The organism is Streptomyces sp. NPDC088387, assembly GCF_044753385.1.
Taxonomy (GTDB): Bacteria; Actinomycetota; Actinomycetes; order Streptomycetales; family Streptomycetaceae; genus Streptomyces.
Map to the genome: position 1 here is coordinate 60,982 of NZ_JBIVNC010000005.1, position 14,297 is coordinate 75,278.

At 70.4% G+C, this 14,297-nt stretch carries 15 protein-coding genes; 6 read left to right on the forward strand and 9 right to left on the reverse strand.

The window, feature by feature from the left end; genetic code table 11:
• Window positions 1-125: 125 nt before the first annotated feature.
• The 5 genes from pucL to ACIQAC_RS15060 form a co-directional block, all read right to left on the reverse strand.
• Window positions 126-1,073 (reverse strand): factor-independent urate hydroxylase, encoded by a 948-nt coding sequence (gene pucL, locus ACIQAC_RS15040; RefSeq protein WP_402190846.1) that lies wholly within the window; start codon window positions 1,071-1,073, stop codon window positions 126-128.
• Window positions 1,074-1,077: 4 nt separating this feature from the next.
• Window positions 1,078-1,485: a hydroxyisourate hydrolase gene (uraH, locus tag ACIQAC_RS15045; protein WP_402190848.1), complete on the reverse strand. Its 408-nt coding sequence runs from the start codon at window positions 1,483-1,485 to the stop codon at window positions 1,078-1,080.
• Between the two features lie 5 nt (window positions 1,486-1,490).
• On the reverse strand, window positions 1,491-2,000 hold the full coding sequence (gene uraD, locus ACIQAC_RS15050) for a 2-oxo-4-hydroxy-4-carboxy-5-ureidoimidazoline decarboxylase (RefSeq protein ID WP_402190851.1): 510 nt from the start codon (window positions 1,998-2,000) through the stop codon (window positions 1,491-1,493).
• Window positions 2,001-2,198: 198 nt separating this feature from the next.
• Window positions 2,199-2,510 carry a helix-turn-helix domain-containing protein gene (locus ACIQAC_RS15055; RefSeq protein ID WP_402191746.1) on the reverse strand — a complete coding sequence of 104 codons (312 nt, stop codon included), beginning with the start codon at window positions 2,508-2,510 and terminating at the stop codon, window positions 2,199-2,201.
• Between the two features lie 47 nt (window positions 2,511-2,557).
• Window positions 2,558-2,809: a hypothetical protein gene (locus ACIQAC_RS15060; protein ID WP_402190853.1), complete on the reverse strand. Its 252-nt coding sequence runs from the start codon at window positions 2,807-2,809 to the stop codon at window positions 2,558-2,560.
• A 212-nt stretch (window positions 2,810-3,021) separates the two neighbouring features.
• On the opposite strand from ACIQAC_RS15060, the gene ACIQAC_RS15065 reads away from it, so the two are divergent.
• The 4 genes from ACIQAC_RS15065 to ACIQAC_RS15080 all read left to right on the forward strand — a co-directional run bounded on the left by ACIQAC_RS15065 (window position 3,022) and on the right by ACIQAC_RS15080 (window position 7,079).
• On the forward strand, window positions 3,022-3,861 hold the full coding sequence (locus ACIQAC_RS15065; protein ID WP_402190855.1) for a TIM barrel protein: 840 nt from the start codon (window positions 3,022-3,024) through the stop codon (window positions 3,859-3,861).
• 28 nt (window positions 3,862-3,889) lie between these two features.
• On the forward strand, window positions 3,890-4,807 hold the full coding sequence (locus ACIQAC_RS15070; protein WP_402190857.1) for a 2-hydroxy-3-oxopropionate reductase: 918 nt from the start codon (window positions 3,890-3,892) through the stop codon (window positions 4,805-4,807).
• A gap of 173 nt (window positions 4,808-4,980) precedes the next feature.
• A complete protein-coding gene (locus ACIQAC_RS15075) occupies window positions 4,981-6,438 on the forward strand; it encodes a catalase (RefSeq protein ID WP_402190860.1) in 1,458 nt (485 codons plus the stop codon).
• A 404-nt stretch (window positions 6,439-6,842) separates the two neighbouring features.
• Entirely contained in the window at window positions 6,843-7,079 is a 237-nt protein-coding gene (locus ACIQAC_RS15080) for a hypothetical protein (RefSeq protein WP_402190863.1), read from the forward strand.
• Here ACIQAC_RS15080 and ACIQAC_RS15085 read toward each other — a convergent pair.
• Complete coding sequence (locus tag ACIQAC_RS15085) at window positions 7,076-7,525, reverse strand: TetR/AcrR family transcriptional regulator C-terminal domain-containing protein (protein WP_402190865.1); 450 nt, start codon at window positions 7,523-7,525, stop codon at window positions 7,076-7,078. The genes ACIQAC_RS15080 and ACIQAC_RS15085 overlap by 4 nt on opposite strands.
• On the opposite strand from ACIQAC_RS15085, the gene ACIQAC_RS15090 reads away from it, so the two are divergent.
• Complete coding sequence (locus ACIQAC_RS15090) at window positions 7,503-8,159, forward strand: MFS transporter (protein WP_402190868.1); 657 nt, start codon at window positions 7,503-7,505, stop codon at window positions 8,157-8,159. The genes ACIQAC_RS15085 and ACIQAC_RS15090 overlap by 23 nt on opposite strands.
• On the opposite strand, the gene gcl is transcribed toward ACIQAC_RS15090, so the two are convergent.
• A complete protein-coding gene (gcl, locus tag ACIQAC_RS15095) occupies window positions 8,140-9,924 on the reverse strand; it encodes a glyoxylate carboligase (RefSeq protein WP_402190870.1) in 1,785 nt (594 codons plus the stop codon). The genes ACIQAC_RS15090 and gcl overlap by 20 nt on opposite strands.
• A 210-nt stretch (window positions 9,925-10,134) precedes the next feature.
• On the opposite strand from gcl, the gene ACIQAC_RS15100 reads away from it, so the two are divergent.
• Window positions 10,135-10,794 (forward strand): hypothetical protein, encoded by a 660-nt coding sequence (locus ACIQAC_RS15100; RefSeq protein WP_402190872.1) that lies wholly within the window; start codon window positions 10,135-10,137, stop codon window positions 10,792-10,794.
• Window positions 10,795-10,903: 109 nt separating this feature from the next.
• On the opposite strand, the gene ACIQAC_RS15105 is transcribed toward ACIQAC_RS15100, so the two are convergent.
• Together ACIQAC_RS15105 and ACIQAC_RS15110 are read right to left on the reverse strand one after the other, a co-directional pair.
• Window positions 10,904-12,511, reverse strand: coding sequence for an AMP-binding protein (locus ACIQAC_RS15105; RefSeq protein WP_402190875.1), 1,608 nt, complete (start codon window positions 12,509-12,511; stop codon window positions 10,904-10,906).
• On the reverse strand, window positions 12,508-14,175 hold the full coding sequence (locus ACIQAC_RS15110) for an AMP-binding protein (protein WP_402190877.1): 1,668 nt from the start codon (window positions 14,173-14,175) through the stop codon (window positions 12,508-12,510). The genes ACIQAC_RS15105 and ACIQAC_RS15110 overlap by 4 nt, the downstream gene beginning before the upstream one ends.
• Between the last annotated feature and the right edge of the window lie 122 nt (window positions 14,176-14,297).

The window sequence follows — 14,297 nt, forward strand, 5'->3', positions numbered from 1 at the left end:
CGCTCAGTGGACTGAGATGTGAGGGCACGGCAGGACCCTAGGAGTTTTGAGTGCCGCGGCCGGGCAGGCGGACGCGGGTGCCGAGAGGGTCGGGTGCCCCCGGCGCACGGGGGCACCCCGACGGATCAGAGGTTGGTGAGGTCGACCGGGATCTGCGGCTCGCAGCCGTCCCGCAGGACGGTCGCCTCGATCAGGCCGTAGGGCCGGTCGGCGGCGAAGTACACCTCGTTGTCGTTCTTGAGGCCGAAGGGCTCCAGGTCGACGAGGAAGTGGTGCTTGTTCGGCAGCGAGAAGCGGACCTCGTCGATCTCACCGCGGTGGTTGATGATGCGCGCGCCCATCTGGTACAGCGTCTGCTGGAGCGACAGCGAGTAGGTCTCGGCGAAGGCCTGGAGCATGTGCTTCTTCGTCTGCTCGTAGGACTTCTCCCAGTTCGGCATCTTCTGCTCGTCGTCGGTCCAGTTGAAGCGCCAGCGACCGGAGACCTGGGTGGCCAGGATGCGGTCGTAGGCCTCCTTGAGGGTTGTGTACTTGTCCTTGACGTAGCCCCAGAACTCGGAGTTGGTCGAGTTCATCACGACCAGGTCCTTCAGTCCTGAGATCACCTCCCACCGGGAGCCGTCGTAGGTGATCTGGGTGACCCGGGTCTCCTGGCCCTTGCGGACGAAGGAGTGGTTGACCTCGTCCGCGCCGATGAACCGCGAGTTGGCGTCGGAGCTCGCGATCCGCTCCCAGGAGTACTCCTCGATCCGGATCCGGGCCGTCCTGATCGGCTCCTGCGAGGTCACGAAGTGGCGCGCGAGATGGATGCCGAACTGCTCGGCCGACTCGATGCCGTGCTCCTTGGCGAACGCGTACACCGTGTTCTTGGTGGTGTCGGTCGGCAGGACGTTGGCGTTGGAGCCGGAGTAGTGGACGTCCTCCATGTCGCCGCTCAGCGCCACGGACACGTTGAGGTCCTTGATGTGATGGGTGGCGCCGTCCCGCGTGATCTTCACGACTCGGTTCTCGGCCTTGCCGTACTGGTTCTGTCCAAGGATCACCGGGCGGCCGGGGCGGGAATTGACGGTCATCTAGCTAGCTCCCTCGGTAAACGGAGTAGCCGAACGGGTTGAGCAGCAGCGGTACGTGGTAGTGCTCGCCGGGTTCGACGGCGAAGGTGATCGCCACCTCCGGGAAGAACGCACCGCTGTCCCGACTCGCGGGGGCGTCCTGCTGCGCATCGGCTTGCTTCTTCTCGAAGTACGGCTCCACCGCGAAGTCGAGCCGTACGTGTGTGGTGCCCTCCGGCAGTGCCGGCAGGTCCTTGCACCGGCCGTCCGCGTCGGTCGCGGACCCGCCGAGCGGCTGCCAGTCCCCTCCCTGCCCGTAGTGGGCGGACCGGCCGGCCCGGGCCGCGAGCCGGACGGCGACACCGGCGGCGGGGCGGCCGGCGCTGGTGTCCAGGATGTGCGTGGACACGGAGGCGGTGGTGCTCGTGCTCATGCTGGTCAGTCCTCTTCAAGGAGTCGGGCGAGGCGGATGCGGTTGATCAGGCCCAGCTCGGCGCGGACGATCTCCCGCTCCTGCTCGGGCGAGTGGCCGATCCGCTCCTTGACCGCGTCGCGCATCTGCTCGCCGGTGCGGCCGGTGGCGCAGATCAGGAAGACGTGGCCGAACCTCTCCTGGTACGCGAGGTTCAGTTCGAGCATCTCCGCCCGTAGCCCGTCGGAGGCGCCGGACATGCCGGACTGCTCGCGCGCCGAGGTCGGGTCGCCCGGCTTGGGCCGGCCGATCGGCGGGTGCCCGGCCATCGCCTCGCCGAGGTCGTCGGCGCCCAGCCCGGCCGTGGCCGCGTCGCTCTCGGCGTACAGCCGCTCCGGCTCCGCGTAGGGGCGCGCCGCGAGCAGCCGCTTCGTCCACACCGTGGAGGCGCACACCTCGTGCAGCGCCGTGAAGGCCGCGTGCTCCTCCAGGGCGTTGAAGCGGGCCAGGCCCGGTGGCGTGGAAGTGGATGTCACGGGAGCCTCCGTTGGCCGGAAACGGCCTGTGTGCTGAACGGGCTGCGGACAGCTAACGCCCTCCGAAACACCGCGTCAACAGTTTGTTGAAAATTCGGGGTAACAAAAACCGCCGTCCCGTCGAGTGCGGAACGGCGGCGGACGGCGGGGCGAACCCGCAGGTCAGGGCGGTGACGATCGACCCCGGCGAGGGCGGTCTCAGCCCTCGCGCTCACGGTTGAGGTAGTTGTAGACGGTGAACCGGCTGACGCCGAGGGCACCCGCGACGGTCTCCACACCATGGCGTACGGCGAAGGCGCCCCGTGCCTCCAGTATCCGGACGAGCTCCTGCTTGGCCTTGCGGTCGAGGTCCGCCAGCGGCCTGCCCTGCTTGCGCTCCATCGCGGCCAGGATGTGATCGAGGGAGTCGGCGAGCTGCGGCAGCCGTACGGCGACGGCCTCGGCGCCCTCCCAGGCCAGCACCACGTCGTCGACACCGGCCTCGTCGGGCGGCAGCAGCACCCCGCCCATCGCGTCGACCAGCGGCTTCACGGCGGCGATGAAGGCCTCGTTCCCGCTCACCGATCACCCTCCGCGACCACGTTGACCTGGAGCGAGACCCGGGTGGCGCCGGCTTCCAGGGTGCGGCGCAGCAGCGCGTCCACGGCGGTCAGTACGGCGTCCGCACGCCCCTCCGCCGTGTTGCCGAAGGGCCCGACGTCCACCGCGTCCAGTGCGGCCGACTCGATGACCTCCCGGGCCACCAGCGCATGGGCGGGCGCCTCGTCGAGGTCGAACGGCTCGGTCGTGAACTCCACCCGCAATCGCACTGTGCTCCCCGGTACTGGTCACCACGGCACTGCTCGAACCCACGCGACTTTATCCCGGCACCGCCGGGCCGCCCGCCCCCTCTTGACAACCTCCTCCCCCCGGCGGCAATCTTCCATTAAGCAGAATTGAACTTCCGCAATACGGAAACAAAGACGAAGGCAGTACGCGGAAGCAACACACGGAAACTCGACACGGAAGGAGCGCGGCCCCGATGCCAGGATTCGACTCCAGCACTGCCGCAGACCAGCGCTTCAACGTCAACCTGTCGATCCTCTTCACGGAACTCCCGCTCCTGGAGCGCCCCGCGGCCGCCGCCGCGGCCGGCTTCACCGCGGTCGAGCTGTGGTGGCCCTGGATCGACTCGCCCACCCCCGAGCAGTCCCAACTCGACGCCCTGAAGCGGGCCGTCGAGGACGCGGGTGTCCAGCTCACCGGCCTGAACTTCTACGCCGGACAGCTGCCGGGCCCGGACCGCGGCGCACTGTCGGTCCCCGGCGAGGAGTCGGAGCGGTTCCGCGCCAACGTCGACGTGGCCGCGGAGTTCGCGGCCTCCCTGGGCTGCGGGGCGCTCAACGCCCTCTACGGCAACCGCGTGGACGGCGTCGACCCGGCCGAGCAGGACGCGCTGGCGCTGGAGAACCTCGTCCTCGCCGCCCGCGCCGCCGACCGGATCGGCGCGATCCTGCTGATCGAGGCGCTCAACAAGCCCGAGTCACCGCGGTACCCGCTGGTGTCGGCGCCGGCCGCCGTCGGAATCGTCGACAAGGTCAACGAGGCCACGGGGCTGGACAACACCCGCTTCCTCATGGACCTGTACCACCTGTCCATGAACGGCGAGGACCTGCCCGCGGTGATCGAGGAGTTCACGGCGAAGACCGGGCACGTCCAGATCGCCGACAACCCCGGGCGCGGCGCGCCGGGCACCGGCTCCCTCCCGCTGGCGGACCTCCTCGGCCGGCTGCGGAAGGGGGGCTACGACGGCTGGGTCGGCCTGGAGTACAAGCCGGGCGACCGGCCGAGCGCCGAGGCCTTCGACTGGCTGCCCCGCTGACCCCTCCCCCCGAAAGGCACCCCGAATCATGAGCAACACTCTCGCGGCCTCTTCCCGCCCGACCCGCCCGGCGGTCGCCTGGATCGGCCTGGGCATCATGGGCTCCCCGATGTCCGAGAACCTGATCAAGGCGGGCTACGACGTCACCGGGTTCACCCTGGAGCAGGAGAAGCTGGACCGGCTGGCCGCGGCCGGCGGTTCCGTCGCCGCCTCCATCGCCGAAGCGGTCCGTGACGCCGACGTGATCATCACAATGGTCCCCGCGTCCCCGCAGGTCGAGGCCATCGCCTACGGCCCCGCCGGCATCCTGGAGAACGCGCGGTCCGGCGCCCTGCTGATCGACATGTCCTCGATCACCCCGCAGACCTCGGTCGATCTGGCCGCCGCCGCGAAGGACAAGGGCATCCGCGTCCTCGACGCGCCCGTCTCCGGCGGCGAGGCCGGTGCCATCGAGGCCGTGCTGTCCATCATGGTCGGCGGTGAGCCGGCCGACTTCGAGACGGCGAAGCCGCTCTTCGACGCGCTGGGCCGGACCATCGTGCTGTGCGGTCCGCACGGCTCGGGCCAGACGGTGAAGGCCGCCAACCAGCTGATCGTCGCCGTGAACATCCAGGCGTGCGCCGAGGCCGTGGTCTTCCTGGAGAAGTCCGGCGTGGACCTCGCGGCGGCACTGGACGTGCTCAACGGCGGCCTGGCCGGCTCGACCGTGCTGACCCGCAAGAAGGACAACTTCCTGAACCGGGACTTCAAGCCGGGCTTCCGTATCGATCTGCACCACAAGGACATGGGCATCGTCACCGACGCCGCCCGCAACGTCGGCGCGGCCCTGCCGGTCGGCGCCGTGGTCGCCCAGCTGGTCGCCTCGCTGCGTGCCCAGGGCGACGGCGGCCTGGACCACTCGGCCCTGCTGCGCGCCGTGGAGCGCCTGTCGGGCGCCCGGGTCTGAGCCCCACCCCATGACTTCCGGGTGGCGCCGTCGCTGACAACTGTCCTGTCGCGCCCAGGCGGTGGCGCCACCCGGAGACCATTTCAACAAACTGTTGACGTCCCAGCCGACCCGATCCTAGGCTCCACAAAGCGGAAATGAACTTCCGCTGACACACGCACGGAAGGTCCACGATGTCGAAGCGCGTACTCACCACCGAGTCCGGCGCCCCGGTCGCCGACAACCAGAACTCCGCCTCCGCCGGTGCCGGCGGCCCGCTGCTGATCCAGGACCAGCACCTGCTGGAGAAGCTGGCGCGCTTCAACCGTGAGCGCATCCCGGAGCGGGTGGTGCACGCCCGCGGCTCGGGCGCGTACGGCTACTTCGAAGTGACCGACGACGTCACGGAGTTCACGTACGCCGACTTCCTGAGCACGGTCGGGCGGCGGACCGAGACGTTTGTGCGCTTCTCGACGGTGGCGGACTCGCTGGGCGGGGCGGACGCGGTCCGCGACCCGCGCGGTTTCGCCGTCAAGTTCTATACCGAGGAGGGCAACTACGACCTCGTCGGCAACAACACCCCGGTGTTCTTCGTCAAGGACCCCGTCAAGTTCCCCGACTTCATCCACTCGCAGAAGCGCGACCCGTTCACGGGCCGTCAGGAGCCGGACAACGTCTGGGACTTCTGGGCGCACGCCCCCGAGGCCACCCACCAGGTGACCTGGCTGATGGGCGACCGCGGCATCCCGGCGTCGTACCGCCACATGAACGGGTACGGCTCGCACACCTACCAGTGGACGAACGCCGACGGCGAGGCCTTCTTCGTCAAGTACCACTTCAAGACCAACCAGGGTGTGCGCTCGCTGAGCGCCGAGCAGGCCGCCGAGACCGTGGGCAGTGACCCCGACTCGCACCAGACGGACCTGCTCCAGGCCATCGAGCGCGGTGTCCACCCGTCCTGGACGCTGTACGTCCAGGTCATGCCGGCGGCCGAGGCGGCCGGCTACCGCTTCAACCCGTTCGACCTGACGAAGGTCTGGCCGCACCAGGACCACCCGCTGCGCCGCGTGGGCCGTCTGGTCCTCGACCGCAACCCGGACAACGTCTTCGCCGAGGTCGAGCAGGCCGCGTTCTCCCCGAACAACTTCGTGCCCGGCATCGGCGCCTCCCCGGACAAGATGCTCCAGGGCCGGCTGTTCGCCTACGCCGACGCGCACCGCTACCGCCTGGGTGTCAACCACACCCTGCTCGCGGTCAACGCGCCGAAGGCGACGACCGCCCAGAACTACGGCCGTGACGGTCTGATGGCGGCCAACTCCCAGGGCCGGTACGCGAAGAACTACGAGCCGAACTCCTACGACGGCCCGGCCGAGTCGGGCCGCCCGCTGTCGGCGCCGTTCGCGGTGGCCGGTCACACCGGCACCCACGAGGCCCCGGCCCACACCAAGGACGACGACTTCTTCCAGGCGGGCGAGCTGTACCGGCTGATGTCCGCGGAGGAGAGGTCGCGGCTGGTCGCCAACATCGCCGGCGGCCTGTCCCAGGTCTCCCGCGACGACGTGATCGAGAAGAACCTGGCCCACTTCCACGCCGCCGACCCCGAGTACGGCCGGCGCGTGGCGGAGGCGGTCCGCGCCCTGCGCGAGGACTGAGCCTCCACAGACGGCGTCCGGAGCCCGGCGGGAGGTTGGGCACCCCGGACGCACGCCCGCCGTACACCGGTCACCCGGATGAGGGGTGCTCGACCGGCACGGCGGGCCCGGCAAGGACCGCGGCGGCGTGCGAGCCAGTGCGGTGGTGAAGGCACCGGACGCCCTTCTCGACCAGAGGGAAGGCCTCCGGCGCCGTCGCAGCCGCCGCGGTCCCAGCCACACCCGCATCACCAGATGCACCTGCTTCACCAGCTTCACCGGAGCCGCCGGCTTGACCGGCAGCACCCGCAGACTCCGTCCGGCGGCGCGAATGTCCTGTCGCGCCCAGCCTCGCGCCGTCGGACGGTCCAGCACCTCACCTCACGGGGGGTGCGGAACGGCCGCGCACGCAGCACCCTTGAGACATGGCACATCCACCGGAGCATCCGCGTGTTGTGGTGCATCCGCCGGCCCTGGACGGCTCGCGGCGGGTCACCGAGGGCGACGAGACACTCGGCGTAGCGACCCATCTGGACGACGTCGGCGAGATCCTCAGGCTCGCCGACCTGTATGTGACCGACGTCGAGGACACCGACTTCGTCGAGTGGCAGGGCGGCGGTCCGGAGGACTGGCCGGGCCTCTCGGAACCCCACGAGCACTAGGGCGTGTTTCCCACCCGCGCGGCGACGCCCGCCGTGAAGACGTCCACGGCGAACGCGAACCGCGTGTCGGCGCTGTCCGGCACCAGCCCGGCCACCGCCACCAGGTGCGGCAGCCCGCCCCCCTCGTCCCCCGTGCGCAGCCACGGCGGCGGGTGCGCCTCCAGGTCCGCCGGATCCAGATGGGCCGGGGTACGGTCGCGCAGCGCGTCCTCGAACTCCACGAACCCGACGACCAGCCGGATGGTCTCCATACAGGCCCGATAGGCGTCCGCGAGGGTCAGTCCGACCCCGGCGTAGAAGCCGATCAGCGCGTCCATGTTTCTCGCCGCGGCCCCTGCCGGTGGCGGCCTCCGCCGCGGGCCGGGGCGTACGGCGGGCCTTCGGCTCGCTCGCCTACGGACTGCGGTTCGTGCGGGGCACCGCGTGGTGCTCGGGCTGCTCCTCATCGACGCGGCGGCGATGGTCTTCACGATGCCGCAGGCCCTCTACCCCGCCCTCGCCGACGAGCGGTTCGGCGGCGGCGCCACGGTGGTCGGACTGCTCTACGCCGCACCGGCGTTCGGCGCGCTCGTCGGCGCGGCGACCAGCGGCTGGACGGCCCGCGCCGGCGGACACGCGCTGGTCGGCGCCGTTCTCCTGTGGGGTGTGGCCCTGACCGGAGTCGGCCTGAGTTCCTGGCTGCCGCTCGCGCCGGCGCTGCTGGCACTCGCCGGTCTCGGCGACCTGATCTCCGAGAGCCTGCGCTCGGCCCTCCTCCGGCACGGCACACCCGACGCCCTGCGCGGCCGGGTCAGCAGCCTGTGGATGGCCCAGGCCACGGTCTCCCCGGCCCTCGGCAACGCAGCCGTCGGCCTCCTCGCCGAACTGACCGCCCCGTCAACGGCGGTGACGATCGGCGGCCTGGTCTGCGTGGCCGCGACCCTCACGGTGGCGGCGGCGTTCCCCTCACTGCGCTCGGCCCGACTCGGCACCCCGGCGGCGGCCGCCGAACCGGAGTCGGCCCCCGACCCGGAGCCGGATGGCTCGGAGGCGGGGGCCGACGCGGATCCCGGTGGAACCGTCAGACCTTCAGCGTCCTGATCGATGTCGGGGCGTGGCCGGGCTCGGTGGCGATCTCCTCGAACTCCACGACGTTGCTGATGTCGTTGGTGGTCGACATGGAGATGTTGGTGACGCGCTCCAGGATGGCCTCGACGACGACCGGGACCCGGTGCTCGACGGCGAGCTTCTTGGCCTGCTCCAGGGCGGCGCCCAGCTCGCTCGGGTCGGTCACCCGGATCGCCTTGCAGCCAAGGCCCTCGGCGACCTTCACATGGTCGACGCCGTAGATGCCGATCTCGGGCGAGTTGATGTTCTCGAACTCCAGGTTGACCTGGAAGTCGATCTCGAACGCCCGCTGCGCCTGGCGGATCAGGCCCAGGTAGGAGTTGTTCACCAGGACGTGGACGTACGGGATCCGGTGCTGGGCGCCGACGGCCAGTTCCTCGATCAGGAACTGGAAGTCGTAGTCGCCGGAGAGGGCGACGACCAGGGTGTCCGGGTCGGCCTTGGCGACACCGAGCGCGGCCGGGATGGTCCAGCCGAGGGGCCCCGCCTGACCGCAGTTGATCCAGTGCCGCGGCTTGAACACGTGCAGCATCTGCGCGCCGGCGATCTGCGAGAGGCCGATCGTGGAGACGTACCGGGTGTCCGGGCCGAAGGCCTTGTTCATCTCCTCGTACACCCGCTGCGGCTTGATCGGGATGTCGTCGAAGTGTGTCCGGCGCTGGAGGGTGGCCCGCTTCTCCTGCGCCGACGCGGCCCACGCGGAGCGGTCGGGCAGCTTCCCTGCGGCCTTCAGCTCGCGGGCGACCTCGACGAACAGCGTCAACGCGGCCTTGGCGTCGGACGCGATGCCGTAGTCCGGGGCGAAGATCTTGCCGATCTGGGTCGGTTCGACGTCGACGTGCACGAACTTCCGCCCGGCGGTGTAGACGTCCAGCTTGCCGGTGTGGCGGTTGGCCCAGCGGTTGCCGATGCCGAGGACGAAGTCGGACTCCAGGAAGGTCGCGTTGCCGTAGCGGTGCGAGGTCTGCAAGCCGACCATGCCGGCGTTCAGGTCGTGGTCGTCGGGCAGCACACCCCAGCCCATCAGCGTCGGCACGACCGGGGTACCGGTCAACTCGGCGAACTCGACGAGGAGTTCGGCCGCGTCGGCGTTGATGACACCACCGCCGGCCACGATCAGCGGACGCTCGGACGCGTTCAGCATCCCGATCGCCTTCTCGATCTGGGCGCGGCTGGCGACCGGCTTGTAGACCGGGAGCGGCTCGTACGTCTCCGGGTCGAACTCGATCTCGGTGAGCTGGACGTCGATCGGCAGGTCGATCAGGACGGGCCCGGGACGCCCGGACCGCATCAGATGGAACGCCTGCTGGAAGACGCCGGGCACCTGCGCGGCCTCCAGGACGGTGACGGCCATCTTGGTCACCGGCTTGGCGATCGACGCGATGTCGACGGCCTGGAAGTCCTCCTTGTGGATCACCGCGGTCGGGGCCTGGCCGGTGATGCAGAGGATCGGGATGGAGTCGCCGATCGCCGAGTACAGCCCGGTGATCATGTCGGTGCCGGCCGGCCCGGAGGTGCCGATGCACACACCGATGTTGCCGGGCCGGGTGCGGGTGTACCCCTCGGCCATGTGCGAGGCGCCCTCGACATGCCGGGCGAGGGTGTGCTGGACGCCGCCGGAGGCCTTGAGGGCCGCGTAGAAGGGGTTGATGGCCGCGCCCGGCACACCGAACGCGTTGGTGACGCCCTCGCGCTTGAGAATCTCGACTGCCGCGCGGGCAGCGGTCATACGAGCCATTGAGTACTCCTGCTTCGGCTGTCGGATTCGCACTCCCGTCGCGCCCCGCGGTGAGTACTACCCCTGGATTCCGTATTGCGGAAAACAATTTCTACGATCTGGAAGTAATGTAGGTCTGCGGGCCAAGGCAGTCAAGAGACGGACAGCGGGGGCCTTCCTGGAGGACCATGGGGTCGCCGTCCCGACATGACGTCGTCCTGGAGCGGGCCCATGTCCGAGAGCATCCCGGTGCGCTGTCCGGCCTGCGGCCGCGCGCACCGCTACACGTCACCGCCGTATCCCTGCGTGTGCGGCACGAGCGTCGCGGCGCCGCTGGATCCGCAGGGCACCGCCCGCGCGGTGACGCACCGCGCCTGGGACGAGGAGTGGGTGACCGTGCGCTGCGGCACCTGCGGGCGCACCGGCGAGTGGCCGCGCCCGGAGCTGGGCTGTCCGTGCGGCACCACGCTCTGCCCGCCGCTCGCCGAGGAGGAGACGGACCGGCCCCGCCGTTCGTTCCGGCCGGTCACGATCCGCACGGCCCGCGACGCCGTCACGACGGCGGCCCTCTATCTCGACTGGCTCGGCTACAAGGGCATCCGCCGCGCCGACCAACGCCCCCCGTCCGGCATCGGCCTGGCGGCGAGGGGAGTCCTGGCCCAGGTCGACCCCACGGTCCGCCCGGCTTCCCCGCGAGACGTGGAATGCCTCTGGCTCACCGCCATGACGGAATCAGCGACCTGCGTCTACTTCTCCCTGGCCGGCTTCACGGAGGGGGCAAGGGACACGGCGGACACCCTGGGGGTCCCCTTGTTCACCCTGGACCTGACAGGAACCCCGCAGCCCGTCAACGCGCCGGCGGAGGACCTGAGCAAAGCGGGCGCGGCCTAGCGACGCCGGGGACAACATCGCCGCTCAGGGGCGCGGGGCTGCGTCTGATATGCGGCTCCGCCGCGCGGGCGCGACCAGCCCCCCACAACTCGCACCCGGCAGCAAAGAGTCACCCCCCAAACCTCTCCCGCAACTCGACCTTCCGCACCTTCCCGGACACGGTCATCGGAAAGGCGTCCACCACCTCCACCCGAGTCGGCACCTTGAAGTGCGCCAACCGCCCTTCGCAGAAGCCCCGCACGTCCTCCAGCGTCAGCGGATCCCCCGCGTCCCGCGGAATCACACAGGCCAGCACCTCCTCCCCGTACCGCTCACTGCGCACCCCCACCACCTGCACGTCCGCCACCTTCGGATGCCCGTACAGGAACTCCTCGATCTCGCGGGGATAGATGTTCTCCCCACCCCGGATGATCATGTCCTTGATCCGCCCGACGATCTCCACATACCCGTCGTCCCGCATGACCGCGAGGTCCCCGGTGTGCATCCACCGCCCGGAGTCCACGGACCGCGCGGTCTGCTCGGGTTCGTTCCAGTAGCCGAGCATCACGCTGTACCCGCGGGTGCACAGCTCCCCGGCGCTCCCCCGCGGCAGCGTGACCCCCGAGACCGGCTCGACGATCTTCACCTCGATGTGCGGCAGGACCCGCCCCACCGTGCCGGTGCGGTGTTCCAGGTCGTCGTCCATCCGCGTCTGGAGGGAGACCGGCGAGGTCTCGGTCATGCCGTAGCAGATGGAGACCTCGCGCATGTGCATCTCGGCGACGACCCGTTTCATGACCTCGACCGGACAGGGCGAGCCCGCCATGATGCCGGTGCGCAGCGACGACAGGTCGTAGGAGGCGAAGCCGGGGAGGTTCAGCTCGGCGATGAACATGGTCGGGACGCCGTACAGCGACGTACACCGCTCCGCCTGCACGGCCTCCAGCGTGGCCTTCGGCTCGAAGGACGGCGCCGGGATCACGATGCAGGCGCCGTGGGAGGTGGCGCCCAGGTTGCCCATCACCATGCCGAAGCAGTGGTAGAAGGGCACCGGCAGACAGACCCGGTCCTGTTCCGTGTAGCCGACGGTACGGCCCACCCAGTAGCCGTTGTTGAGGATGTTGTGGTGGGAGAGCGTGGCGCCCTTGGGGAAGCCGGTGGTGCCCGAGGTGTACTGGATGTTGACCGGGTCGTCGCAGCTCAACTCGGCCGCGGCGGAGGCCAGTCGCTCGACCGGGACGGACCGCGCACCCGCGACGAGCGCGTCCCAGGACGGGTCGCCGATGTAGACGGTGTCCCGCAACTCCGGGCAGGCGGGACGCACTTGGTCCACCAGTGCGCGGTAGTCGCTGCTCTTGTGGGCGAGCGAGGCGATCAGCACCGAGATGCCGGCCTGCTTGAGCACGTACTCCAACTCGTGCGAGCGGTAAGCGGGGTTGATGTTCACCATGACCGCGCCGATCCGGGCGGTGGCGTACTGCACCAGCACCCATTCCGGGCAGTTGACCGCCCAGATCCCGACCCGGTCGCCCTTCACCACACCCTTGGCGAGCAGTCCGCGCGCCACCTCGTCGACGGCGGCGCCGAACTCGCCGTAGGTCCAGCGGCGTCCGCTCGGTACGTCGACGAGCGCCTCGCGGTCGCCGTGGGCGGCGACGGCCCGGTCCAGGTTGGCGCCGATGGTGTCGCCGAGCAGTGGTGTGGTGCTCGTTCCGTGGGTGTACGACGGCTCGCTCACCGGAAGTCCTCCTCGCGGTACTCGGCGTCCGAACCGGCCGCCGTGGCCTCGCGCAGCTCGACCCGGCGGATCTTGCCGGACACGGTCTTGGGCAGGGCCCCGAACTCCAGCCTGCGGACCCGCTTGTACGGGGCCAGCACCTCGCGCGCGTGCTCGAACAGCACCTTGGCGGTGTCGGGCCCCGGTTCCCAGCCCTCGGCGAGCACCACGTACGCCTTGGGCACCGCCAGGCGCAGTTCGTCCGGCGCGGGCACCACCGCGGCCTCCGCCACGGCCGGGTGCTCCAGGAGGGCGCTCTCCAGCTCGAACGGGGAGATCTTGTAGTCGGACGACTTGAACACGTCGTCACTGCGCCCGATGTACGTCAGATAGCCGTCCTCGTCCCGCGAGGCGACATCGCCGGTCCGGTAGTAGCCGCCGGCCATCGCCTCGGCCGTACGCTCCTCGTCGCCGTGGTAGCCGGTCATCAGGCCGACGGGGCGGGCGGACAGGTCGAGCGCGATCTCGCCCTCGTCGGCGGGGGTGCCGGTGGCGGGGTCGAGGAGGACGACGCGGTAGCCGGGGCTGGGACGGCCCATGGAGCCCGTCTTCAGCGGCTGACCGGGGCTGTTGGCGACCTGGACGGCGGTCTCGGTCTGGCCGAAGCCGTCCCGGATCGTGACGCCCCAGGCGCGGCGGACCTGCTCGATCACCTCGGGGTTGAGCGGCTCGCCGGCGGCCACGATCTCGCGCGGCGGGGTGCGCAGCAGACCCAGGTCGGCCTGGATGAGCATCCGCCACACGGTCGGCGGCGCGCAGAAGGTGGTGACTCGGGCGCGGTCCATCTCCGCCATCAGACGGGCCGCGTCGAAGCGTGTGTAGTTGTAGAGGAAGACGGTCGCCTCCGCGTTCCAGGGCGCGAAGAGGTTCGACCAGGCGTGCTTGGCCCAGCCCGGCGAAGAGATGTTGAGGTGCACGTCGCCGGGCCGGAGTCCGGCCCAGTACATGGTCGGCAGATGGCCGATGGGGTACGAGGCGTGGGTGTGCTCGACCAGTTTGGGACGGGCGGTGGTGCCGGAGGTGAAGTAGAGCAGCAGCGGCTCGTCGGCGCGGGTGGGGCCGTCGGGGGTGAAGTCGGCGGGGGCCCGGTGGGCGTCGTCGTACGGCAGCCAGCCGGCGGGGGCCCCGCCGGCCGCGATCCGGGTGTAGCCGCCGGGCACGTCGTCGAACTTGTGGGTGTCCTCGGCCCGCACGATCACATGGCCGACCCGGCCCCGCCCGACGCGGTCGCGCAGGTCTGCGGGGCCGAGCAGCGGGGTGGCGGGGATGACGACGGCCCGCAGTTTCATCGCGGCCAGCGCGGTCAGCCACAGCTCGGCCTGGTTGCCGAGCATCACGAGGATCCGGTCCCCGGCGCGCACACCCTGCGCGCGCAGCCAGTGGGCGAACCGGTCGGACCGTACGGACATCTCGGCGAAGGACAGCCTGGTCTCGCGGCCGTCCTCCTCGACGATGTGCAGCGCGGTACGGGCGTTGCCGTCGGCGATCGCGTCGAACCAGTCGTGGGCCCAGTTGAAGTACTCGGGCCGGGGCCAGCGGAAGCCCTCGTAGGCCGCCGTGTAGTCCTCGCGGTGCGCCAGCAGGAAGTCCCGCGCCCTGCGGAAGTCGTCCGTCGCCGTTGCCATCCGTCCTCCTTCGTTCCCGCGCCCCCGGCTCCGGTGCGCCCCGCGGCTCGCTCGCGCGCTCGGTGCCGGACCATTGCCGGGCGCCTCCCGGACATCGTGTAATCCGTGATGCAGGTCTCACT

What these genes read in the sequence shown, in the direction of transcription:
- ACIQAC_RS15070 (WP_402190857.1), top strand. Translation starts at nt 3,890, where the DNA reads ATGAGCAACACTCTCGCGGCCTCTTCCCGCCCGACCCGCCCGGCGGTC.
- ACIQAC_RS15080 (WP_402190863.1), top strand. Translation starts at nt 6,843, where the DNA reads ATGGCACATCCACCGGAGCATCCGCGTGTTGTGGTGCATCCGCCGGCC.
- gcl (WP_402190870.1), bottom strand. Translation starts at nt 9,924, where the DNA reads ATGGCTCGTATGACCGCTGCCCGCGCGGCAGTCGAGATTCTCAAGCGC.
- ACIQAC_RS15110 (WP_402190877.1), bottom strand. Translation starts at nt 14,175, where the DNA reads ATGGCAACGGCGACGGACGACTTCCGCAGGGCGCGGGACTTCCTGCTG.
- ACIQAC_RS15075 (WP_402190860.1), top strand. Translation starts at nt 4,981, where the DNA reads ATGTCGAAGCGCGTACTCACCACCGAGTCCGGCGCCCCGGTCGCCGAC.
- pucL (WP_402190846.1), bottom strand. Translation starts at nt 1,073, where the DNA reads ATGACCGTCAATTCCCGCCCCGGCCGCCCGGTGATCCTTGGACAGAAC.
- uraH (WP_402190848.1), bottom strand. Translation starts at nt 1,485, where the DNA reads ATGAGCACGAGCACCACCGCCTCCGTGTCCACGCACATCCTGGACACC.
- ACIQAC_RS15085 (WP_402190865.1), bottom strand. Translation starts at nt 7,525, where the DNA reads ATGAGGAGCAGCCCGAGCACCACGCGGTGCCCCGCACGAACCGCAGTC.
- ACIQAC_RS15100 (WP_402190872.1), top strand. Translation starts at nt 10,135, where the DNA reads ATGTCCGAGAGCATCCCGGTGCGCTGTCCGGCCTGCGGCCGCGCGCAC.
- ACIQAC_RS15055 (WP_402191746.1), bottom strand. Translation starts at nt 2,510, where the DNA reads ATGGGCGGGGTGCTGCTGCCGCCCGACGAGGCCGGTGTCGACGACGTG.
- ACIQAC_RS15065 (WP_402190855.1), top strand. Translation starts at nt 3,022, where the DNA reads ATGCCAGGATTCGACTCCAGCACTGCCGCAGACCAGCGCTTCAACGTC.